The following is a 22,129-nucleotide window of genomic DNA, read 5'->3' as shown; positions in this document are numbered from 1 at the left end:
TATCAATCCGGAATATGCGACACGCCGATCGGGTACTTGACTTTGTAGAGATTCGGTAACGGTTTGTGGTGGTGCTGCCGATACCCGAGTGAAAGTCGACCCCGGACCGATCGGAGCCCTCGATGCGTCGCAGCTTCCCCGCGAATCTCGCCAGCTGGCTGTTGATGCTCATGGCCGCGGTGGTCGTGTCCGCCTCGGTGGCGCCCACCGCCACCGCGCAGCCCGGACCCACCGTGTTCCCGGGAATGGAAATCCTGCAGGGGGTCAACCGCTGCACCTTGGGCTACATCGATCCGGCGGTGCGCATCGCGTTCTCGGCGGGGCACTGCTACGCCAACGCTGCCGTGACCGACCGCAGCGGGCAGGTGATCGGCAACGTCGCCCGGTGGGAGGACAACACGCCCAATGGCGCCGTGGTCACCACCGACCAGGTGATCACCGACTATCAGGTGATCGTCCTGACCGACAACGTGGTGGTGAACAATGTCCTGCCCAGCGGTAAGCCGCTGGCGTCGGTTCCCGGCCGCGTCGCCGCCCTCGGTGAGCCGATCTGCCACTTCGGCATCGTCACCGGGGAGAGCTGCGGCACCGTCGAACGCGTCAACAACGGCTGGTTCACCATGACCAACGGTGTGGTGAGCCAGAAGGGCGACTCGGGCGGCCCGGTGTATGTCTACGACGGTGATCGCGCCGTCATCGTCGGGCTGTTCAACAGCACCTGGGGGGCGCTGCCCGCGGCAGTGTCCTGGCAGGCCACCGGAGACTTGATCCGTGCGGGTCTCGGCGGCGTGGTGACCGCGGCGTCGGCAGAGACCGTTCCCGCTCCCTAGCCCAGGATCTCGAACACCGGGATGGACGGTGCCACCCGGCGCACCTGCTCCGGCCCGGAGTCCGGTGTGAGTCCGCCGACGTGACCCTTGACCTCCCAGAACCAGCGATGCAGATAGTGCTGCAGCAGAGGCGGTTTGGCATCGTCGGGGACTTCGCGCACCGACACCGTGCGGGGTCGCCAGCGCGGTCCCAGGCTGACCTGGCCGGCGGCGCGCGCGTTGCGCGCCCACTGGGTGTTGCCGCGCGGTGACACCACGTAGTCGACCCCGTCGACCGTCATCAGATTGATCACCACCGCCCGGGTGATGCCGGTGGTGCGGCCGCGCACCCGCAGTACCTGGCTGCCGGCCAGGCTGATCCCGGCTTCTGCCAACCACCGGATCACGGCGTTGGTGGCACGGGCGGTGGCATTGGGTCGGTCGTAGCGGGTGGTCATGGCGTTTGCCTCCTTGATATGAGAGCGGTGCTCTCCATCGAGGATGGCACGCCCGGAATCGAATTTCAAGAGCAATGCTCTCGTTCTGTGTGACACTGGTGGACGTGGGTAAACGGCAGGAATCCCGGGAACGCATCGAGGCCCAGATCGTCGAACTGGGGCGCAGGCATCTGGTGACCGAGGGTGCGGCCGGGCTGTCGCTGCGGGCCATCGCCCGCGAACTCGGCATGGTCTCCTCGGCCGTCTACCGCTACGTCGCCAGCCGTGACGACCTACTGACCCTGCTGCTGATCGATGCCTACACCGAGCTGGCCGACGCGGTGGACGCGGCCCGGCGGGGCTGCAGCGATTGGCGCGAGCAGGTGCGCGCGATGGCCCACGCCGCCCGCGCCTGGGCGGTGGCCGCGCCCGCGGGGTGGGCGCTGCTCTACGGCAGCCCGGTACCGGGCTATCGCGCCCCGGCCGAGCGGACCGTCGGCCCCGGCACCCGGGTGGTGGCGGCGCTGTTCGCGGCGGTGTCCGACGGAATCGCCGCCGGTGCCGTGGCCAACGGTCACGCGAGCCTGCCGCAACCCCTTTCGCGTGACTTCGACGGTATCCGGGAAGAGTTCGGCTTCACCGGCGATGACGCGGTGGTGGCGCGGTGCGTGACGCTGTGGGCCGGCGTGATCGGCGCGATCAGCCTGGAGGTCTTCGGGCAGTACGGGGCGGACACCCTGACCGATGCCGAGGCGTTGTTCGATCAGCAGGTACGCCTGCTCACCGACCTGGTGGCTGCTGATTAAACCTTGACTTATATAAGCAGTAGCTTTAGCTTCATAGGGTGCACGCCTTCGACGTCCTGGGCGATCCGGTGCGACGCCGGATCCTCGAGATCCTGGCCGAGGGTGAGCAGGCTGCCGGCGTGATCGCCGCGCAGGTCCAGCGAGAGTTCCCGATCAGTCAACCGGCAGTGTCCCAACACCTGAAGGTGCTGCGGGACAACGGTTTTGCCACCATGCGCCCGGACGGGCAGCGGCGGCTCTACGCGGTGGAACCGGAGGCGTTGCGTGACGTCGATGACTGGCTGGACGCGTTCCGGCAATTCTGGGCGCCGCGGCTGGACGCGCTGGACACCGAGATCGCCCGCGGCAGACGCCGCCGGAGAAAGGAGCAGTGATGGAGGTCCACCACCACGTCAACGCGGTGCGCCGCGCGGTCGGCACCCGAACCCTGGAGGCCGGTGAGGCCCGGGTGGTGACGCTGTCGCGCCGCTACGGCACCGATGTCGAGGATCTGTGGGAGGCGTGCACCGATCCGCAGCGGCTGCCCCGCTGGTTCGCTCCGGTGTCCGGCGACCTGGCGCTCGGCGGCACGTACCAGGTGGAGGGCAACGCCTCGGGCACGGTACTGACGTGTGATCCGCCCCGATCCTTCACTGCCACCTGGGAATTCGGCGGCGCGGTCAGCTGGATCGAACTGTCACTCGCTGAGGACGGTGACGGTACCCGTCTACAGTTGGACCACATCGCACTGGTGGTCGACGACGCCATGTGGCCGCAGTACGGGCCTGGCGCGGTGGGTCTGGGCTGGGATTTGGCGTTGCTCGGGTTGGCCATCCACCTCGAGACGGGCGCGGCCGTGCCGCCGTCGTTCCGGGAGGACCAGTGGGCCACCACCGGCGCCGGGCGCGACTACATCCGGGATGCGGGGGAGGGCTGGTACGCCGCCCAGGTGGCGGCCGGCGGGGGCGCGACCTCGGCCCGTCGCGCTGCGGACCTCACCATCGCCTTCTACCGCGGGGACCCGCCGCCGACGTAACTAGAACGTGTTTCAATTTCGCGGCGTGCTGGGCTATTCTGCCAGCGATGAGCGCACCTGTCCGGACTCCCGTCCAGATCGCCTGGGTGACGTCGGACCTCGACGCCACCGAAGCCGCCCTGAGCGCAATGCTCGGGGTACGCAAATGGGTCCGGCTGGCGCAGGTGCATTTCGGACCCGAGAGCAACACCTACCGGGGCAAGCCGGCCGACTTCTTCGCCGCGATCTCACTGAGCTACGTCCACGACATGCAGCTCGAACTGATCGAGCCGATCCGCGGCGGCGCCAACATCTACAGCGACTTCCTGCGTGAGCACGGCCCTGGCCTGCACCACATCTGCGTGGAGGCTGCTGATGCCGACGCGTTCGCGGCCGCCCTGGCCGACGCCGACGCCCAGGGGGCCGAGGTGGTGGCCCAGGGTGCCATGCCGGGCGGAATGCGGTTCGCCTATGTCTCCGACCCGGCAGCCGGGGTGCCCTACCTGGAGATCGCGCAGATCCCCGGCGAGATCAAGGCCTTCTTCGACCACATCAAGCAGGAGCAGCGATGAGCATCCAGATCCCCGCCACCGTCGACGCCGCCGACGTCACCTCCACCGAGGACGTCGACGTGCTGGTGATCGGCTTCGGGATCGCCGGCGGCTGCGCGGCGGTCAGCGCCGCCGCCCGGGGGGCCCGTGTGCTGGTGCTCGAAAAGGCCGCGGCCGCAGGCGGAACCACGTCGATGGCGGGCGGGCACTTCTATCTGGGTGGCGGCACCGCGGTACAACAGGCCACCGGGCACGAGGATTCCGCCGAGGAGATGTACAAGTACCTGGTCTCGCAGTCCCGCGACCCGGAACCGGACAAGATCCGGGCCTACTGCGAGGGCAGCGTCGAACACTTCGACTGGCTCGAGGCGCTGGGCTTCCAGTTCGAGCGCAGCTACTACCCAGGCAAGGTGGTGGTCCCGCCGGGCACCGAAGGCCTGTCCTACACGGGCAACGAAAAGGTGTGGCCGTTCTGCGAGCAGGCCGTCCCCGCGCCGCGCGGACACTCCGTCCCGGTGCCCGGCGAACTGGGCGGCGCGGCCATGGTGATCGAACTCCTGCTGAAGCGGGCCGCCGAGCTGGGTGTGCAGATCCGCTACGAAACCGGGGCCACCGCCTTGGTCACCGACAGCGACGGCGCGGTCACCGGCGTGCGGTGGAAGCACTTCGGCGACACCGGGGAGATCACGGCCACCTCGGTGGTGATCGCCGCCGGCGGCTTTGCCATGAATGCGGAGATGGTGGCCGAGTACACCCCGGCCCTGGGCCAGCCGCGCAAGACCAAACACCACGGCCTGGTGGCGCCCTACATCCTGGGCAATCCCCACGACGACGGCCTGGGCATCGCGCTGGGCCTCTCAGCGGGCGGCGTGGCCCTGAACCTGGACCAGCTGTTCATCACCGCGGCGGCTTACCCGCCGGAAATCCTGCTGACTGGCGTGATCGTCAACGCCGATGGACAGCGGTTCGTGGCCGAGGACTCCTACCACTCCCGCACCTCGGCGTTCGTGCTGCAACAGCGCGACCAGCGTGCCTACCTGATCGTCGACGAGGCGCACATGCAGATGCCCGAGATGCCGCTGATCAAGTTCATGGACGGCTGGGAGACGGTCGGGGACATGGAAGCGGCGCTGGGTATTCCGGCGGGCAACCTGGCGGCCACCCTGGACCGGTACAACACAAACGCCGAGCGGGGACAGGACCCCGACTTCCACAAGCACCCCGCCTATCTCGCCGCCCAGGACACCGGACCGTGGGCCGCCTTTGACCTGTCCCTGGGCGTCGCGATGTACTCGGGATTCACCATGGGCGGGCTGAAAGTGTCGGTGGACGGGGAAGTGCTGCGGGAGGACGGCAGCGTGGTGCCCGGGCTGTATGCCGCCGGGGCCTGCGCCTCCAACATCGCCCAGGACGGCCTGGGCTACGCCAGCGGGACCCAGCTGGGCGAGGGTTCGTTCTTCGGCAGGCGCGCCGGTGATCACGCAGCCCGGCGGGCGGGGGCGCACGCCGCCACTGCTCAGTCCTGGTCCGGGCCCCGCTGACCCAGCCGCCATTCGCCGCCGCCCAACAACACCAACTCCTGCTCGCACTGGCGGATCACCGTGCCGCGGTGGGCCACGCTGATCAGGATGGTCTCGGGCAGCTCCTCGCGCACCAGCTGATAGAGCATGGTCTCCAGGCCGACGTCCAGCGCCGAGGTGGCCTCGTCGAGGAACGCGGCCTTCGGCTTGGTCAGCAGGATCCGGGCGAACGCGACACGCTGCTGCTCACCGGGGGAGAGCACCTTGGCCCAGTCCGCCTCCTCATCGAGCCGCTCGACCAGGTGTGGCAGCGCCACCCGGTTGAGCACCGAGATCACCTCGGAGTCGGGGATCTCACCTTCGTGTCGCGGATAAGACAGCACCTCGCGCAGATCACCCAGCGGGACGTAGGGCATCTGCGAGAGAAACATCGTCTCGTTGGGACCGTCCGGGCAGCGCAGGGTGCCGCTGGTGAACGGCCACAGCTGCGCGAGGCTGCGCAGCAGGGTGGTCTTGCCGGTGCCCGACACCCCGGTGATGGCCAGCGTGTCACCTGGGCTCAACTCCAGGTCGATCGGGTGGATTAGCTGCGTGCCGTCCGGTTTGCGGACCTCGACATTGCTCAACGCGACGGCCCCGCCGGTGCTGGCGGCGACATCGAGGGTGGGCAGTGCCCGGCCTTCGTCGTTGGCCACCACCAGGCCGTGCAGACGGATGATGGCGGCGCGGTAGCCGGCGAAATCGTCGTAGGCGTTCCGGAAGAACGACAACCCGCCCAGGATCGACCGGAACGCGCCCGCAGTCTGGCTCAGGGCGCCCAGGGTGATCTCGCCGTTGTAGAACCGCTGGAACTGTACGACATAGGGGATGAGTTCCTGGGCCTGAGAGATGGAGGTGTTCCAGCCGAAGAACCCCGTCATCCGGTTCACATACTTCTTGTAGTTGCCCACCACCGGGGCGAAGCGGCGCCGCAGGCCCGAGCGTTCGGCGAGCTCGCCGCGGTAGAAAGCGACCGCCTCCGACGCGTCACGCAGCCGCACCAGCGCATACCGGAACGCCGCGTTGTACCTCTCGTTGTTGAACGACAGCCCGATGATCGGCCGGCCGATCCGGAACGCGACGACGGTCGCGAAGATGATGTAGACGACGCCGATCACGAACATCGCTTTCGGCAGTTCGACGCCGATCAGCGGCAGCGTCACCGGGCCGGAGAGGTTCCACAGGATGGCGGTGAACGAGATCATCGACGCGATGGACGACACCGCCCCGAACAGCAGCGTGTTCTCCGAACCGTATGCCGGTCGGTTCGGTTGCGAGTTCACCCCCGCGGTGAAGATGTCGATGTCGGTCTGGATGCGCTGGTCGGGGTTGTCGATGGTGTCGTCGATGAAACGGGCCCGGTAATAGGCCTTTCCGTCCAGCCAGTTGGTGGTCAGCTGCTCGGTCAGCCAGGCCCGCCAGCGCAGCATGAACCGCTGCGCGAACCAGAGATCGAGCATCATCAGCGCGATGTTCACCACCGCCAGCACCGTGAAGACGATCATCGACAGCCAGAAACCGCTGCCGCCGGACTGGCGCACCGCCTCGTCGCCGCTGCCCAGGCCCGACGCGATCACCTGGAAGCTGGTGGACATGTCGTTGCCCTGGTAGCTGAACAGCACCGCGAGGCGGACGCCGGTGATCACCGAGAGCAGCAGGCCGGCCAGCCACACCCAGACGATGACGCTGTCGCGGCCGACGAAGTATCCGCGGGTGACCCGCCAGAACTGCCGGCCCCAGACCGTGAACCGGACGATGCCGACCAGGGCCAGCATCGTCGCCACCGCGCTGATAGCCCAGGCCTGGGCGATCCACCACAGTGAGGTCCAGAGCTCGTTGCTCCAGTCCAGCGTCGGTGTGAACGTATCCATTTCCACCCGGGCAAGGTACCGCGTCGGCCCGAGGTGCGTCGGGAGCCGCTACGTGGACGCAGCGAGCGGGTCCAGGCGCCACTGCCCGTCGCCGAGCAGGTGCAACTCCTGCTCGTGATGCTGTTCGACGCTGGGCCGATGGCTCACGCTCACCAGGATGAGGTTCGGCAGCTCCCGGCGGACCGTGGAATACATGGCGAATTCCAAGCCTTCGTCCAGCGCGGCGGTCGCCTCGTCGACGAACACCGCTTTCGGTTTGGTGAGCAACACCCGGGCGAACGCGACGCGCTGCTGCTCGCCCGGCGAGAGCACCTTCACCCAGTCGCGCTCCTCGTTCAACCGGTGCGCCAGGTGCGAGAGCTGGACCTGGGTCAATGCACGCTGCAGGTCGGCGTCGGGGATGTCACCGGGGGAGGCAGGGTAGGAGACCACGGCCCGCAGATCCCCGAGCGGGACGTAGGGCACCTGCGACAGGAACATCGTCTCGTTGGGTCCGCCGGGGCGGCGCAGGGTGCCCGACGTGAACGGCCACAGCTGGCCCAGGCTGCGCAGCAGGGTGGTCTTGCCCGAGCCGGAGACCCCGGTGATCACCAGGCCCTGCCCCTGCTCGAGGCGCAGGTCCACCGGACGGATCAGGACATCGCCGGCCGGGGTGCGCACCTCGACGCGTTCCAGGGAGACAGAGCCGTCGGTGCTGTCGGCGGTGTCGAGTTCGGGGAGTTCACGGGCCTTCTCGTTGGCCTGCACCAACCCGTCGAGACGGATGATGGCGGCCTGGAAGCTGGCGAACGAGTCGTAGGCGTTGCGGAAGAACGACAACCCGGCCAGCACCTGGCTGGTGGCGTTGCCGGACTGGGTCATCTCGCCGAACGTGATCTCGCCGTTGAACATTCGCGGTGCCTGGATGATGTCGGCCAGTGGTACCGCGGCCTGGCTGGCGGACAGGTTCCAGCCGGTGAACCCGATGGTGCGGCGCACGTAGTGGCGGTAGTTGTCGATCAGCGGCGCAAACCGGCCCTCCAGCTGCACCCGCTCGGCGCGCTCACCGCGGTAGAAACCCACGGCCTCGGCCATGTCGCGCAGCCGCACCAGTGAGTAGCGGAAGGCGGCGTTGCGGGCCTCGTTGATGAAGCTCAGCCGGATCAGCGGACGGCCGATCCAGAACGCCACCACGGTGGCCAGCAGCACGTAGGCGATCGCAATCCAGAACAGCGCCTTCGGGATCGTCACCCCCAGCAGGGTCAGTGGCCCCGCCAGGGTCCAGAGGATCGGCCCGAAGGAGGCCACCGAGAGGACCGAGCTGATGGCCCCGAACAGCAGCACCGATCCGGTGCCGTACTGCGGGATGTTCGGGGTGGGGCCCACGCCGGTGGTGAAGATGTCGATGTCCTGCTGGATGCGCTGATCCGGGTTGTCGATCGTGTCGTCGATGAACCGGCCGCGGTAGTACGAACGGTGGTTCAGCCAGTCCCTGGTGAGGCGGTGGGTCAGCCACACCCGCCAGCCGATGATGAACCGCTGCATCAGGTAGATGTCGAGCATCGTGCGGGCCACGTGCACGGTGGCCAGCAGGGCGAACAGCCGCATCGCCGTCCAGAAGCCGTCCACGCCGGACTGTTTGACCGCCTCATCTCCTGAGGCCACGCCGCCGAACGCCACCTGCAGCGCCGTGCTCTGGTCGTTGTAGAAGTAGCTCAGCAGCACATCGAGGCGCACCGAGGCCACCACCGACACCAGCAGCAAAGCCAGCAGCCCCCAGACCGGCAGGCTGGCCCTACCGGTGAAGTAAGCACCGCTGACCCGCCAGAACTGCCGGCCCCAGGTGGTGAACCGCAGCAGCGCGGCCACCAGGGCCAGCGATACTGCAGCGGTGGCGCCGAAGACCCACGTGATCCACCACAGCGACGCGCTGATCTGGTCACTCCAGTCGATGGACTGCTGGAACATGGGGCTCCTCGTCAGGCAAAGGTGGTGCGCAGATGCGCGGCGACGGTACCCGCGCCGGCTGTGGGGGCGATGTCACGGGCCGCCAGACCCAGGTAGCCGTCGGGCCGGATGACGAACACCGAGACACCACCGGCGCCGTAGGCGCGGGCGAAGTCCCCGGCGGTGTCCCGGATCACCGGCAGCACGGTGTCGGCGACGTCGGCGTCCGGGGCCGCGATCACGAACACCTGCGCGGTGCCGTACGTGCCGTTCCGCGCGGCATCGGCCGCTGATTCCAGCGCGGCAACATCGGCGACCCCGGCGCCCGCGTACAGCACCACCGCGTGGGCACGCCGGTTCAGCAGGGTGAACAACCGCAGTGGACCGGTCACCGAATCCCGGTGCAGCCCCGTCGCATCGGGGGCGCGCTCCCCGGCGCCCTCGGCCACCACCGGGCTGCCGGCGTACGAGATCAACAGCTGTGCCTCCCGGCGCATCACGTAGTCGGGATCGGCCGAGTCGGCACCGATGCCGGCGCGGGCGCTGCGGACCGTGCGGCCCACCACCTCCTCACCGACCGGCCTGCGTTCGGCGTCATAGGTGCCCAACAGCCCATCGGCGGCGTGGCCGCGGACGGCCAGCGCCAGCTTCCAGGCCAGGTTGTGGGCATCCTGGATACCGGTGTTCATGCCCTGGGCGCCCGTCGGCGGGTGGATGTGGGCGGCATCGCCGGCCAGGAACACCCGGGCGGTGCCGTAGCTGTCCACGATGCGGTGGCTGATCCGGAACACCGACGCCCACCTCAGGTTGCGGGCCGTCACCGGTTCCGGGGACAACCTGTCGAGCACCGTCTGGATGTCCGACAGCGCCGGGGTGTCGCCGGCGGTCAGCTGCGGCGGAACCAGCATCGTCATTCGGTAGCGGCCGCGCCCCGGCAGCGGAATGCTCACCAGCAGGTCGTCGGTCGTGCCGTCGACCTGGTGGGCGGCGCGCAGCGCGTAACCGCGAGGCAGCGACCAGTCCACCTCGACATCGCCGAGCATGTAATGCTCCTCGAACGACCCACCCTCGAAGGCGCACCCCAGAGCCTTGCGCACCGCGCTGTGCGCGCCATCGGCACCGATGAGATACCGCGCCCGTACCCGCTCGGACCCCACCGCGGCCGTCACGCCGTCGCCGTCCTGGTCGAAACCGGTGACCGCCAAGCCACGGGAGATGCGCACCCCGCGTCGGGTCAGGTGCTCGCGCAGCACCGTCTCGGTGGCGTACTGCGGGATGCAGATGTAGCCGAACGGCACATCCGGCGGCAGCCGCAACTCCAGCTCGTTCACGCGGGCGCCGTTGAGGTAGACCACCTGACCGCGCATCGGGATCGACTGGTCCAGGATGTCCGCGAGGATGCCCATGCCCTCGAACACCTCCAGGGTCCGCGGCTGCACACCCACTGCCTTCGCGTACTGCGGAGGATCGGTCAGGGGGTCCACCACGCGGCAGGCCACCCCGTGGCGGCTCAGTTCGAGGGCGGCCGTCAATCCGACCGGGCCTGCGCCCGCGATCAGGACGTCGGTGTCGAAAGCGGCGTTCACCGCGCAATTATGCAGAGCGGCGGGTCCCCTGCACGGCGACGCTCCAGCGTGTCGGGTGCACCGTAAAGCCAAGTACCGTTGTCCTGTGGCACGGACCTCCTCCAAAACCAAAGACCCCAAGCCCGGCAAGCTGAGCGGCCGGTTCTGGAAGCTGCTGGGTGCCAGCGCCGACAAGAACCAGGAGAAGTCGCTGGCCGAGGTGCGCGATTCGGCGGCCTTCGACGAGAAGGCGGCCGGCCTGGACGACGAGCAGCTGCGCAAGGCCGCCGGACTGCTGGACCTCGACGCGCTGGCCGAGTCCAAGGACATCCTGCAGTTCCTGGCGATCGCCCGGGAGGCCGCCGAGCGCGCCACCGGCCTGCGCCCGTTCGACGTGCAGCTGCAAGGTGCCCTGCGCATGCTCGCCGGGGACGTCGTCGAGATGGCCACCGGTGAGGGCAAGACGCTGACCGGCGCCATCGCCGCCGCCGGGTACGCGCTGGCCGGGCGCCGGGTGCACGTCATCTCCGTCAACGACTACCTGGCCCGCCGCGACGCCGAGTGGATGGGCCCCTTGCTGGAGGCCCTGGGCCTCACGGTCGGTTGGATCACCGGTGAGTCCACCGCGCAGGAGCGCCGCGCGGCCTACCAGTGCGACATCACCTACGCCTCGGTCAACGAGATCGGCTTCGACGTGCTGCGCGATCAGCTGGTCACCGACGTCGCCGACCTGGTGTCACCCAACCCCGACGTCGCCGTCATCGACGAGGCCGACTCGGTGCTGGTCGACGAGGCGCTGGTGCCGCTGGTGCTGGCCGGCACCACCCACCGCGAGAAGCCGAAGCTGGAGATCATCGAGCTGGTCGGCAGCCTGAACCCGAACATCGACTACTCCGCCGACGCCGACCGGCGCAACATCCACCTCACCGAGGCGGGCGCGCAGAAGGTGGAGAAGGCGCTCGGCGGCATCGACCTGTACTCCGAGGAGCACGTCGCGACCACCTTGACCGAGGTGAACGTGGCCCTGCACGCCCACGTGCTGCTGCAGCGCGACGTGCACTACATCGTCCGCGACGGAGCCGTGCACCTGATCAACGCCTCCCGCGGCCGCATCGCGCAGCTGCAGCGCTGGCCCGACGGTCTGCAAGCCGCGGTGGAGGCCAAGGAGGGCATCGAGACCACCGAGACCGGTGAGGTGCTCGACAACATCACCGTCCAGGCGCTGATCAACCGGTATCCGACGGTGTGCGGGATGACCGGCACCGCGCTGGCCGCCGGTGAGCAGCTGCGGCAGTTCTACAAGCTCGGTGTTTCCCAGATTCCGCCCAACACCCCTAACATCCGGGAAGACGACGAGGACCGCGTCTACATCACCGCCGCGGCCAAGATCGACGCGGTGATCGCCCACATCCAGGAGGTGCATGCCACCGGCCGGCCGGTGCTCGTCGGCACCCACGACGTCGCCGAGTCCGAGGAGCTGCACGAGCGGCTGCTCAAGCGCAAGGTGCCCGCCGTGGTCCTCAACGCCAAGAACGACGCCGAGGAAGCCGCCGTCATCGCCGAAGCCGGCGCGCTGAATGCGGTCACGGTGTCCACCCAGATGGCCGGCCGCGGCACCGACATCCGCCTCGGCGGCTCGGATGAGGCCACCCATGACCAGGTGGTGGAGCTGGGCGGGTTGCACGTCGTCGGCACCGGGCGGCACAGCACCGAACGGCTGGACAATCAGCTGCGCGGCCGCGCCGGCCGCCAGGGCGACCCGGGCTCCTCGGTGTTCTTCGCCAGCTGGGAGGACGACGTGGTGCTCTCCCACCTCGACGCCGACAAACTACCCACCGAGGCCGACGACGACGGCCGCATCACCAGCGCCAAGGCCGCGACGCTGATCGACCACGCCCAGCGCATCGCCGAGGGCCGGCTGCTCGACGTGCACGCCAACACCTGGCGCTACAACCACCTGATCGCCCAGCAGCGCGCCATCATCGTCGAGCGCCGCAACACGCTGCTGTCCACGCCGACGGCGTTCGAGGAGCTCAAAAAGCTGGCCCCGGAGCGTTACGAGGAACTGAGCGAACTGGTCTCCGACGAGGAACTGGTGCGTATCTGCCGGCTCATCATGCTGTACCACCTGGACCGCGGCTGGGCCGACCACCAAGCGTTCCTGGCCGACATCCGGGAGAGCATCCACCTGCGGGCACTCGGCAGGCAGAACCCGCTCGACGAGTTCCACCGGATGGCCGTCGACGCGTTCACCTCGCTGGCCGCCGACGCGGTGGAGGCCGCCCAGCAGACGTTCGAGACCGCCGACATCCTGACCGACGAGCCCGGCCTGGACCTGTCCAAGCTGGCCCGGCCGACCTCGACGTGGACGTACATGGTGCACGACAACCCGCTCAACGACGACACGCTGTCCGCGCTGAGCCTGCCGGGGATCTTCAGATAGGTTCACCCCATGACGCCTGCGCCGGGGGGCACGCGCGACCGCGTTCTGACAGTGCCGAACGTGCTGTCGGCCATTCGCCTGCTCCTCATCCCGGTGTTCGTGTACCTGTTGCTGGGCACCGAAAGCCAGGTGGCCTCGCTGTGGGCGGTCGGCATCCTGATGTTCAGCGGCGCCTCGGACTGGCTGGACGGCAAGATCGCGCGCAGCTTCGCCGACCAGTCGTCGCGGCTGGGGGAGTTGCTGGATCCGGCGGTCGACCGGCTCTACATGATCGCGGTGCCGCTGTCGCTGGGCTTGGCGGGCATCGTGCCGTGGTGGGTGATCGCCATCCTGATCGTGCGTGACGGGTTGCTGGCGGCCATGCTGCCGCTGCTGCGCAGCCGCGGCCTGACCGCGCTGCCGGTCACCTACATCGGCAAGGCGGCGACGTTCGCGCTGATGTCCGGGTTCCCGCTGATCCTGGTGGGTCAGTGGGATGCATCCTGGGCGAACGTCCTCGGTGTCTGCGGGTGGGGCTTTCTGATCTGGGGGATCTACATGTACGTGTGGTCCTTCGTGCTCTACGTCATCCAGCTGACGATGGTGATCCGGCGGTTACCCCGAGCGCCCGCGGGGCGCAGATGACCGGGGGAGATCGTGCGCTCGGCGGCTACGACCCCGTCGCTGGACTGGACACCGACCGGCTCAAGGCGGTGCAGAAGCTGCCCGTGCCGTCGTTGCTGCGCCAGCTGCTGTCCGAACACCTCGACCCCGGTTACGCTGCGGCGGCCGAAGCCAGGGCGTCGGCGTCGGCACCGCCGTCACGGGCTGCGCGCCGGCTGTGGCAGGCGCTGGCGGCCCTGCTGATCGCCGCGGTGTTCGCCGTCGCCGTGGCGCAGGCCCGTTCCACCGCCCCCGGGGTGAGCGAGGCCCAACACGTGCTGGCCGGCAGCGTGCGCTCCGCCGAAGCCGGCACCGATGAGCTGGTCTCCCGCCGCGACACGCTGGCCGCGGAGGTCGACGACATCCAGCGCCGCCAGCTCGCCGACGACGCCGAGGGCCAACAGCTGCTCACCGAGCTCGACCAGCTCAACCTTCCTGCCGGCAGCACGCCGATGATCGGGCCGGGGATCACCGTGTCGGTCACCGACCCCGGCGTGTCCCGGGACCTGACCGACGTGTCCAAAGAGCGGGTGCCGGGCAGTCGCCAGGTGATCTTGGACCGCGACCTGCAGCTGGTGGTCAACTCGCTGTGGGCTGCGGGCGCGGAAGCCGTTGCGGTGGACGGCATCCGAGTGGGCCCGAACGTGACCATCCGGCAGGCGGGCGGCGCGATCCTCGTCGACAACCACCCCATCGCCAGCCCCTACGAGATCGTCGCGCTGGGACCGCAGAACACACTGCGCGACGGCTTCGACCGCAGCCCGGCCCTGGTGCGGCTGCGGCTGCTCGAGGCGTCCTACGGGGTGGGGGTGACGGTCAGCGCCGGCGATGGTCTGACCGTGCCCACCGGCGCCACCCGTGACATCGTGTTCGCGACGCAGATCGGCCCATGAGTTTGGAGATTCGGGAGATGTACCGGTGATCGGGATCGCAGCGCTGGTGGTCGGCATCGTGCTGGGCCTGGTGTTCCAGCCCGATGTCCCCGAGGTCATCGCGCCGTACTTGCCGATCGCCGTGGTGGCGGCACTGGACGCAGTGTTCGGCGGACTGCGGGCCTACCTCGAGCACATCTTCGACGCGAAGGTGTTCGTGGTGTCCTTCGTGTTCAACGTGCTGGTGGCCGCCCTGATCGTCTACGTCGGCGACCAGCTGGGGGTGGGCACCCAGCTGTCCACGGCGATCATCGTCGTCCTGGGCATCCGCATCTTCGGCAACGCCGCGGCCCTGCGCCGCAAGCTGTTCGGGGCCTGATGACCGACCATCCCCACGGCAAGCACGAACTGCCCACCCGGACCCGCTCGCAGATGGTGTTCGGTGTGCTCGCGGTGCTGCTGTGCCTGGTGCTGGGTGTCGCGATCGCCACCCAGGTGCGCCAGACCGAATCCGGGGACTCACTGGAGACGGCCCGCCCCGCGGATCTGCTGGTGCTGCTGGACTCGTTGCAGCAGCGCGAGGCGGCGCTGAGCACCGAGGTGGCCGAACTGCAGCGCACCCTGGCGTCGCTGCAGGCCGCGGGCAGTTCCGATCAGGCGGCGATCGACAACGCCAGGGCCCGACTGGCGGCGCTGTCCATCCTGATCGGGACCGTGGGGGCCACCGGACCCGGTGTCACCGTCGTCATCGACGACCCCGCCGCGGGTGTGTCGGCCGAGACGATGCTCGACGTGATCAACGAACTGCGGGCCGCCGGCGCCGAAGCCATGGAGATCCGCTCGGGTGAGCGGGCTCTGCGGGTGGGTGTGGACACCTGGGTGGTGGGCAACCCGGGTGCCCTCGAGATCGACGACACGGTGCTCAGCCCGCCCTATTCGGTTCTGGCGATCGGGGATCCGCCCACCCTGGCCGCCGCGCTGAACATCCCCGGTGGCGCGGTGGACAGCGTCGAGCGGGTCGGTGGATCGATGTCGATCCAGCAGTCCGACCGCGTTGACGTGACCGCCTTGCGGCAACCGAAACCGCGCCAATACGCTCAGCCAGTCAAATGACCTGGTCTGAAAACCATCGAGTGGAGTGAGAACCGACCGTGAGCGAGATCCCAGCCGATCTGTCGTACACCCCTGAACACGAATGGGTCCGTCGCACCGGCGACGACACCGTGCGAGTCGGCATCACCGACTACGCGCAGTCCGCCCTGGGGGACGTGGTGTTCGTGCAACTGCCCGACACGGGCACGGAACTCACCTCCGGCGACGCGTTCGGCGAGGTGGAGTCCACCAAGTCGGTCTCCGACCTCTACGCCCCGCTGACCGCGAAAGTGGTTGCCGTCAACGGTGATCTGGAGGCCAGCCCCGACCTGGTCAACTCCGATCCCTACGGTGCGGGCTGGCTGGTGGAGCTGCAGGCTCAGCCGGGCGAACTCGACGCCGGATTCGGGGGCCTGCTGGACGCCGAGGCGTACCGCGCCACGCTGACGGAGTGAGGTAGTTGTTAGGGTGCCTGCCAGCCGTGTTTCCTACCGTGCTGGGGGCAATCGTGCCGACGGCGCGGTAACGTCGACATCACGACGGTAGGCAGCACAGTTCACCGGCGACAATCGCCACAAGCAGTCCAGTGAGGAGCAGCGTGTGACGGACAAGGACAGCAACCCGGGTGCTGACCAGGTGTCTGAAGAGGTGACGGTCGAGACGACTTCGGTGTTTCGCGCCGACTTCCTGAACGAACTGGACGCCCCGCCGGCCACCGGCGGCGAAGGTGCCGTCTCAGGAGTCGAAGGGCTGCCCGTCGGCTCGGCGCTGCTGGTCGTCAAGCGCGGACCCAACGCGGGTTCCCGCTTCCTGCTGGATCAGGCCAGCACGTCCGCCGGGCGTCACCCCGACAGCGACATCTTTCTCGACGACGTGACCGTCAGCCGCCGCCACGCGGAGTTCCGGCTGGAGAACGGCGAGTTCCAGGTGGTCGACGTCGGCAGCCTCAACGGCACCTACGTCAACCGCGAGCCGGTCGACTCGGCGGTGCTGGCCAATGGCGACGAGGTGCAGATCGGCAAGTTCCGGCTCGTGTTCCTGACCGGCCCCAAGGGTGACGACGGGGGTCCCGACAGCTAGTGACCGCACCCGATACTCCCGCGTTCGCCGGGATGTCGATCGGCGCGGTGCTCGATGCGCTGCGGCCCGATTTTCCGGACGTCACCATCTCCAAGATCCGTTTCCTGGAGGCCGAGGGGTTGGTTACGCCTGGGCGAACGGCGTCCGGGTATCGGAGGTTCACGGCCTACGACTGTGCTCGGCTGCGGTTCATCCTCACCGCGCAGCGAGACCAGTACCTGCCGCTGAAGGTCATCAAGGCGCAGTTGGACGCCCAGCCCGACGGGGAACTGCCCGCGGCGGGTTCGTCGTACGGCGTGCCGCGACTGGTGTCCGAGGCGGGAGTCGACGAGTCCCCCGCGGTGGGGCCGGCCAAGGTCCGGTTGCGCCGTGAGGACGTCATCGAGCAGTCCGGGCTGCCGGCCGGGGTGGCACACGACCTGCTGTCGGCCTTGCTCAAAGCGGGCGTCATCACCACCGGCGCCGCCGGGTTCTTCGACGAGCACACCGTGCCGATCCTGCAGTGCGCCGGCGCGCTGGCCGACTACGGTGTGGAGCCGCGGCACCTGCGGGCCTTCCGGTCCGCCGCCGATCGGCAGTCGGATCTGATCGCGCAGATCGCCGGGCCACTGACCAAGGCGGACAAGACCGGCGCCCGCGATCGGGCCGACGATCTGGCCCGCGAAGTCGCGGCGCTGGCCATCACCTTGCACACCGCGCTGGTGAAATCCGCTGTGCGCGACGTACTCAACCGGTGAGGACTAGACTCGCGAGGGCGTACCGGTGATCGTGACCGGGGCGTCGAAGAGCACTGACAAGTGCGGAGGGCAGACACACAATGGGTGAAGTGCGGGTCGTCGGCATTCGTGTCGAGCAACCTCAGAACCAGCCGGTTCTGCTGCTGCGAGAGTCCAACGGTGACCGCTATCTGCCCATCTGGATCGGGCAGTCCGAGGCAGCCGCGATTGCGCTGGAGCAACAGGGTGTCGAGACGCAGCGACCCATGACCCACGACCTCTTCCGCGACGTGATCGCAGCCCTGGGCCACACTCTAAAAGAGGTACGGATCGTCGATCTGCAGGAAGGCACCTTCTACGCCGACCTGATCTTCGACCGCGACATCACAGTGTCGGCGCGGCCGTCGGATTCGGTGGCCATCGCGCTGCGCGTGGGGGTGCCGATCTACGTGGAGGAAGCGGTGCTCGCCGAGGCGGGTCTGCTGATCCCGGACGAGAACGACGAGGAAGCCACCGGCGCGGTCCGCGAGGACGAGGTGGAGAAGTTCAAGGAGTTCCTCGACAGCGTGTCACCGGACGATTTCAAGGCGACCTGAGCGGTTGTCGCCCGCCCAGGAATCATTCCGAACGCGGACCGATCACGGATGCGTCTCAACTGGTGGTCCGGATTCGACACGCCCGCAATGACCACATCCCGGTCCGCAGACGGGCCCATACTGGGTCACGTTGGCGGGTCCAGTAGGCATCGGGGACCTGTCCGGAAGCGTATGCTCAGGGCACTCGGGCTCGGGGCAGGAAGCTGACGACGTGACCGATCGGCGAGAGGAATCACAGGTGGGCGAGCAGCCACGTCAGGGGCAGTTGGATCTTGGCGCCGACGACTCGACGACAAGCCAGGAGCCTGTGGTCACCGAACCGGTGCAGCCTGGCCTGTTCCCGGACGACTCGGTGCCGGACGCCCTGATCGGCTACCGCGGGCCCAGTGCGTGCCAGATCGCCGGCATCACCTACCGCCAGCTCGATTACTGGGCCAGGACCTCGCTGGTGGTGCCGTCGATCCGCGGCGCCGCCGGCTCCGGCAGCCAGCGGCTGTACTCCTTCAAGGACATCCTGGTCCTCAAGATCGTCAAGCGTCTGCTCGATACGGGCATCTCGCTGCACAACATCCGCGTCGCGGTGGACCACCTGCGTCAGCGCGGCGTGCAGGATCTGGCCAACATCACCCTGTTCTCGGACGGCACCACCGTCTACGAGTGCACCTCCGCCGAAGAGGTGGTGGATCTGCTCCAGGGCGGTCAGGGCGTGTTCGGTATCGCCGTCTCCGGGGCCATGCGTGAGCTCACCGGCGCCATCGCCGACTTCCCGGGCGAACGGGCCGACGGTGGCGAGTCCATCGCTGCTCCCGAGGACGAGCTGGCCTCCCGCCGTAAGCACCGCGACCGCAAGATCGGCTGACCGGGACCGGGCGGCGCTCACCGCGTGCTCCACGGGGCTGCTTCGGCGGCCCCTTTTTTATGTCCGTGCTGTCGGATTCGGCCTGGACGGCAACGGACCTCGCTGCGCGCTAAACTGATGGGCGCATCGCCCTCGCGCGGGAGAGCTCTGTGGCCGCCAGTCACAGGCGCCGAAGGAGCAACACCTCTCCGTCAACCTCTCAGGCCCCAGGACCGCGCCCGGCCACGATGCCTCTGGAAAGCGGTGCACGCACCCGCCCATGGGGAAAGGCCCGTCCACGGTGACCGGGCCGAATCTCTCAGGCAGCCCGTCCGGGTCGACGACAGAGGGGGAGGACGCACCGGCTCGTCCTGCCTAGGAGTTCACCCATGGTCCTCTTTGATGACCGCGCACCGAAGTTCGCCGATCGGCACATCGGCCCCGGTTCGGCCGACATCGACACCATGCTCGGGGTCATCGGGGTGCAGTCCCTCGACGAACTGGCCGCCAAGGCCCTGCCCGCGGGCATCCTCGACGCGCTGAACCCCGACGGGCTGGCACCCGGTCTCGACGTCTTGCCGCCGGCGGTCTCCGAACACCAGGCGCTGGCCCAACTGCGCGCCATGGCAGACTCCAACACCGTCGCCGTCTCGATGATCGGACAGGGATACTACGACACCCTGACCCCGCCGGTGCTGCTGCGCAACATCATGGAGAACCCCGCCTGGTACACCGCCTACACCCCGTACCAGCCCGAGATCAGCCAGGGCCGCCTCGAGGCGCTGCTGAACTTCCAGACCATGGTGGCCGACCTGACCGGCCTCGACATCGCCAATGCCTCGATGCTCGACGAGGCCACCGCCGCCGCCGAGGCCATGACACTGATGCAGCGCGCCGTGCGGGGTAAGGCGACACGGCTGGTCGTCGACTCCGACGTCTTCGCCCAGACCGCCGCGGTGCTGGCCACCCGCGCCCAGCCGCTCGGTATCGAGATCGTCACCACCGACCTGCGCGACGGGCTGCCCGAGGGGGACTTCTTCGGCGTCATCACCCAGCTGCCGGGAGCCAGTGGCCGCATCACCGACTGGAGCGCAGTCATCGAGGAGGCCCACGAACGCGGCGCGCTGGTGGCCGTCGGTGCTGACCTGCTGGCCATGACGCTGCTGACCCCGCCCGGAGACCTGGGCGCGGACATCGCCTTCGGCAGCGCCCAGCGCTTCGGCGTCCCGATGGGCTTCGGCGGCCCGCACGCCGGTTACCTGGCCGTGTCCACCAAGCAGGCGCGGCAGCTGCCCGGCCGGCTGGTCGGGGTGTCCGTCGACGCCGACGGGGCGCCGGCCTACCGTCTGAGCCTGCAGACCCGCGAGCAGCACATCCGCCGCGACAAGGCCACCAGCAACATCTGCACTGCGCAGGTACTGCTGGCCGTGATGGCCGCCATGTACGCCAGCTATCACGGTGCCGAGGGCCTGACCGGCATCGCGCGCCGGGTGCACGCCCACGCCGAGCGGGTCGCCGCCGGCCTCGGTGATGCGGTGGTGCACCAGAGCTTCTTCGACACCGTGCTGGCCCGGGTGCCGGGCCGCGCCGACGAGGTGGTGGCCGCGGCCAAGGCGCTGGGCATCAACCTGTGGCGGGTGGACGCCGACCACGTGTCGGTGGCCTGCGACGAAGCCACCACCGACGCCCACGTCGACAGCGTGCTGCAGGCGTTCGGCGTCACCGCCGCCGATGCTCGGACCGTCGAGATCGCCACGCGGACAAGCGAATTCCTGACCCACCCGGCGTTCACCACCTACCGCACCGAGACGGCCATGATGCGCTACCTGCGCTCGCTGTCCGACAAGGACCTGGCGCTGGACCGCACCATGATCCCGCTGGGCTCGTGCACCATGAAGCTCAACGCCGCCGCCGAGATGGAGTCCGTCACCTGGCCGGAGTTCTCCCGCCAGCATCCGTTCGGGCCGGCGGGTGACACGGCGGGCCTGCGGGCGCTGATCGCCGACGTGGAGAACTGGCTGGTGGCCGTCACCGGCTACGACGCGGTGTCCCTGCAGCCCAACGCCGGTTCCCAGGGTGAGTACGCCGGCCTGCTGGCCATTCACGACTACCACGCCAGCCGCGGGGAGAGCCACCGCAACATCTGCCTGATCCCGTCGAGCGCCCACGGCACCAACGCCGCCTCGGCCGCGCTGGCCGGGATGAAGGTGGTGGTGGTGGCCTGCCGCGACAACGGTGACGTCGACCTCGACGACCTGCGGGCCAAGGTGGCCGAACACGCCGACAACCTGGCCGCGCTGATGATCACCTACCCGTCCACCCACGGTGTCTACGAGCACGACGTCGAGGACATCTGCGCCGCCGTGCACGACGCCGGCGGGCAGGTCTACGTCGACGGCGCCAACCTCAACGCCCTGGTGGGCCTGGCCCGCCCCGGCAAGTTCGGTGGCGACGTCAGCCACCTCAACCTGCACAAGACGTTCTGCATCCCGCACGGCGGCGGCGGCCCCGGCGTCGGGCCGGTGGCGGTGCGTGCCCACCTGGCCGAGTTCCTGCCCGGTCACCCGCTGGCCGACGAGCTGCCCTCCGGGCACGTGGTGTCCGCGGCGCCCTACGGCTCGGCGTCGATCCTGCCGATCACCTGGGCCTACATCGCGATGATGGGCGCCGAGGGCCTGCGGGCGGCGACGCTGACGGCCATCGCGTCGGCCAACTACATCGCCCGCCGCCTCGACGAGTACTACCCGGTGCTCTACACCGGCGAGAACGGCATGGTGGCCCACGAGTGCATCCTCGATCTGCGCGGCATCACCAAGGCCACCGGCGTCACCGTAGACGATGTGGCGAAGCGCCTGGCGGACTTCGGTTTCCACGCGCCCACCATGAGCTTCCCGGTGGCGGGCACGCTGATGGTGGAGCCCACCGAGAGTGAATCACTGGCCGAGGTCGACGCCTTCTGCGAGGCCATGATCGCGATCAAGGCCGAGATCGACAAGGTGGGCTCGGGGCAGTGGCCGGCCGAGGACAACCCGCTGCGCAATGCCCCGCACACCGCCGAGTGCCTGCTGGTGGACAACTGGGAGCACCCGTACACCCGCGAAGAGGCGGCCTACCCGCTGGGCAAGAACTACCGGCCCAAGGTGTGGCCGCCGGTGCGTCGCATCGACGGCGCCTACGGTGACCGCAACCTGGTGTGCTCGTGCCCGCCGGTGGAGGCCTTCGCCTGACGACGATGCGCCGAGATACGAGGCGGGGAGGAGCTCAGGCGAGCAACCCCGCCTAGTTCGTCGAGCCGAGACTGCACAGGGTGCGTGGATTCCGCCCGAATCTGC

The 22,129-nt window shown here is 68.8% G+C and carries 21 protein-coding genes and 2 riboswitches; of the genes, 17 read left to right on the top strand and 4 right to left on the bottom strand.

The window, feature by feature from the left end:
- The first annotated feature begins 122 nt into the window (after positions 1 to 122).
- Complete coding sequence (locus tag G6N58_RS24475) at positions 123 to 830, top strand: Rv1815 family serine proteinase (protein ID WP_232067985.1); 708 nt, start codon at positions 123 to 125, stop codon at positions 828 to 830.
- Here the strand turns inward: G6N58_RS24475 and G6N58_RS24470 are convergent.
- Complete coding sequence (locus tag G6N58_RS24470; protein ID WP_115281170.1) at positions 827 to 1,267, bottom strand: nitroreductase/quinone reductase family protein; 441 nt, start codon at positions 1,265 to 1,267, stop codon at positions 827 to 829. The genes G6N58_RS24475 and G6N58_RS24470 overlap by 4 nt on opposite strands.
- Positions 1,268 to 1,371: 104 nt before the next feature.
- Here G6N58_RS24470 and G6N58_RS24465 point away from each other — a divergent pair, with 104 nt between their 5' ends.
- The 5 genes from G6N58_RS24465 to G6N58_RS24445 are packed head-to-tail and all read left to right on the top strand — an operon-like array spanning position 1,372 to position 5,138.
- A complete protein-coding gene (locus tag G6N58_RS24465; protein WP_115282099.1) occupies positions 1,372 to 2,052 on the top strand; it encodes a TetR/AcrR family transcriptional regulator in 681 nt (226 codons plus the stop codon).
- Between the two features lie 38 nt (positions 2,053 to 2,090).
- The gene (locus G6N58_RS24460) at positions 2,091 to 2,426 is read left to right on the top strand and encodes an ArsR/SmtB family transcription factor (protein ID WP_115281171.1); all 336 of its coding nucleotides are present in this window, start codon (positions 2,091 to 2,093) and stop codon (positions 2,424 to 2,426) included.
- Positions 2,423 to 3,067 carry an SRPBCC family protein gene (locus G6N58_RS24455; protein WP_115281172.1) on the top strand — a complete coding sequence of 215 codons (645 nt, stop codon included), beginning with the start codon at positions 2,423 to 2,425 and terminating at the stop codon, positions 3,065 to 3,067. The genes G6N58_RS24460 and G6N58_RS24455 overlap by 4 nt, the downstream gene beginning before the upstream one ends.
- A 47-nt stretch (positions 3,068 to 3,114) precedes the next feature.
- Positions 3,115 to 3,618 (top strand): VOC family protein, encoded by a 504-nt coding sequence (locus G6N58_RS24450; RefSeq protein ID WP_115281173.1) that lies wholly within the window; start codon positions 3,115 to 3,117, stop codon positions 3,616 to 3,618.
- Entirely contained in the window at positions 3,615 to 5,138 is a 1,524-nt protein-coding gene (locus G6N58_RS24445; protein ID WP_163908380.1) for an FAD-binding protein, read from the top strand. The genes G6N58_RS24450 and G6N58_RS24445 overlap by 4 nt, the downstream gene beginning before the upstream one ends.
- Here the strand turns inward: G6N58_RS24445 and G6N58_RS24440 are convergent.
- The 3 genes from G6N58_RS24440 to G6N58_RS24430 are packed head-to-tail and all read right to left on the bottom strand — an operon-like array spanning position 5,114 to position 10,539.
- The gene (locus G6N58_RS24440; protein ID WP_115281174.1) at positions 5,114 to 7,027 is read right to left on the bottom strand and encodes an ABC transporter ATP-binding protein/permease; all 1,914 of its coding nucleotides are present in this window, start codon (positions 7,025 to 7,027) and stop codon (positions 5,114 to 5,116) included. The two genes, G6N58_RS24445 and G6N58_RS24440, sit on opposite strands and share 25 nt — an antisense overlap.
- Positions 7,028 to 7,075: 48 nt before the next feature.
- Entirely contained in the window at positions 7,076 to 8,974 is a 1,899-nt protein-coding gene (locus G6N58_RS24435) for an ABC transporter ATP-binding protein/permease (RefSeq protein ID WP_115281175.1), read from the bottom strand.
- 11 nt (positions 8,975 to 8,985) lie between these two features.
- The gene (locus G6N58_RS24430; protein WP_115281176.1) at positions 8,986 to 10,539 is read right to left on the bottom strand and encodes an FAD-dependent monooxygenase; all 1,554 of its coding nucleotides are present in this window, start codon (positions 10,537 to 10,539) and stop codon (positions 8,986 to 8,988) included.
- A gap of 85 nt (positions 10,540 to 10,624) precedes the next feature.
- Here G6N58_RS24430 and secA2 point away from each other — a divergent pair, with 85 nt between their 5' ends.
- The 11 genes from secA2 (at position 10,625) to gcvP (ending at position 22,024) form a co-directional block, all read left to right on the top strand.
- Positions 10,625 to 12,961 (top strand): accessory Sec system translocase SecA2, encoded by a 2,337-nt coding sequence (gene secA2 / locus G6N58_RS24425; protein ID WP_115281177.1) that lies wholly within the window; start codon positions 10,625 to 10,627, stop codon positions 12,959 to 12,961.
- Between the two features lie 9 nt (positions 12,962 to 12,970).
- Positions 12,971 to 13,585, top strand: coding sequence for a CDP-alcohol phosphatidyltransferase family protein (locus tag G6N58_RS24420; RefSeq protein WP_115281178.1), 615 nt, complete (start codon positions 12,971 to 12,973; stop codon positions 13,583 to 13,585).
- A complete protein-coding gene (locus G6N58_RS24415; RefSeq protein ID WP_115281179.1) occupies positions 13,582 to 14,496 on the top strand; it encodes a DUF881 domain-containing protein in 915 nt (304 codons plus the stop codon). Before G6N58_RS24420 ends, G6N58_RS24415 begins: the two co-directional genes overlap by 4 nt.
- 25 nt (positions 14,497 to 14,521) lie before the next feature.
- The gene (locus G6N58_RS24410) at positions 14,522 to 14,854 is read left to right on the top strand and encodes a small basic family protein (RefSeq protein ID WP_068917055.1); all 333 of its coding nucleotides are present in this window, start codon (positions 14,522 to 14,524) and stop codon (positions 14,852 to 14,854) included.
- A complete protein-coding gene (locus G6N58_RS24405; protein WP_115281180.1) occupies positions 14,854 to 15,588 on the top strand; it encodes a DUF881 domain-containing protein in 735 nt (244 codons plus the stop codon). The genes G6N58_RS24410 and G6N58_RS24405 overlap by 1 nt, the downstream gene beginning before the upstream one ends.
- A 38-nt stretch (positions 15,589 to 15,626) precedes the next feature.
- Positions 15,627 to 16,022: a glycine cleavage system protein GcvH gene (gcvH, locus tag G6N58_RS24400; protein ID WP_115281181.1), complete on the top strand. Its 396-nt coding sequence runs from the start codon at positions 15,627 to 15,629 to the stop codon at positions 16,020 to 16,022.
- A 145-nt stretch (positions 16,023 to 16,167) separates the two neighbouring features.
- Entirely contained in the window at positions 16,168 to 16,647 is a 480-nt protein-coding gene (gene garA / locus G6N58_RS24395) for a glycogen accumulation regulator GarA (RefSeq protein WP_115281182.1), read from the top strand.
- The gene (ftsR, locus tag G6N58_RS24390) at positions 16,647 to 17,384 is read left to right on the top strand and encodes a transcriptional regulator FtsR (RefSeq protein WP_115281183.1); all 738 of its coding nucleotides are present in this window, start codon (positions 16,647 to 16,649) and stop codon (positions 17,382 to 17,384) included. The genes garA and ftsR overlap by 1 nt, the downstream gene beginning before the upstream one ends.
- Positions 17,385 to 17,464: 80 nt before the next feature.
- The gene (locus tag G6N58_RS24385; RefSeq protein ID WP_068917050.1) at positions 17,465 to 17,959 is read left to right on the top strand and encodes a bifunctional nuclease family protein; all 495 of its coding nucleotides are present in this window, start codon (positions 17,465 to 17,467) and stop codon (positions 17,957 to 17,959) included.
- A 238-nt stretch (positions 17,960 to 18,197) separates the two neighbouring features.
- Positions 18,198 to 18,818, top strand: a complete 621-nt coding sequence (locus tag G6N58_RS24380) for a MerR family transcriptional regulator (protein WP_083739975.1) — start codon at positions 18,198 to 18,200, stop codon at positions 18,816 to 18,818.
- Positions 18,819 to 18,945: 127 nt separating this feature from the next.
- A riboswitch (glycine riboswitch) is annotated at positions 18,946 to 19,043 on the top strand.
- Positions 19,044 to 19,154, top strand: a riboswitch (glycine riboswitch). It begins immediately after the preceding riboswitch.
- Between the two features lie 32 nt (positions 19,155 to 19,186).
- Entirely contained in the window at positions 19,187 to 22,024 is a 2,838-nt protein-coding gene (gene gcvP / locus G6N58_RS24375; protein ID WP_115281184.1) for an aminomethyl-transferring glycine dehydrogenase, read from the top strand.
- Positions 22,025 to 22,129 lie beyond the last annotated feature (105 nt).

The sequence above is a fragment of the Mycolicibacterium tokaiense genome (assembly GCF_010725885.1).
Classification (GTDB): domain Bacteria; phylum Actinomycetota; class Actinomycetes; order Mycobacteriales; family Mycobacteriaceae; genus Mycobacterium; species Mycobacterium tokaiense.
Note: the sequence above shows the minus strand (reverse complement) of the source record. Positions and strands in the feature narration are given on the sequence as shown.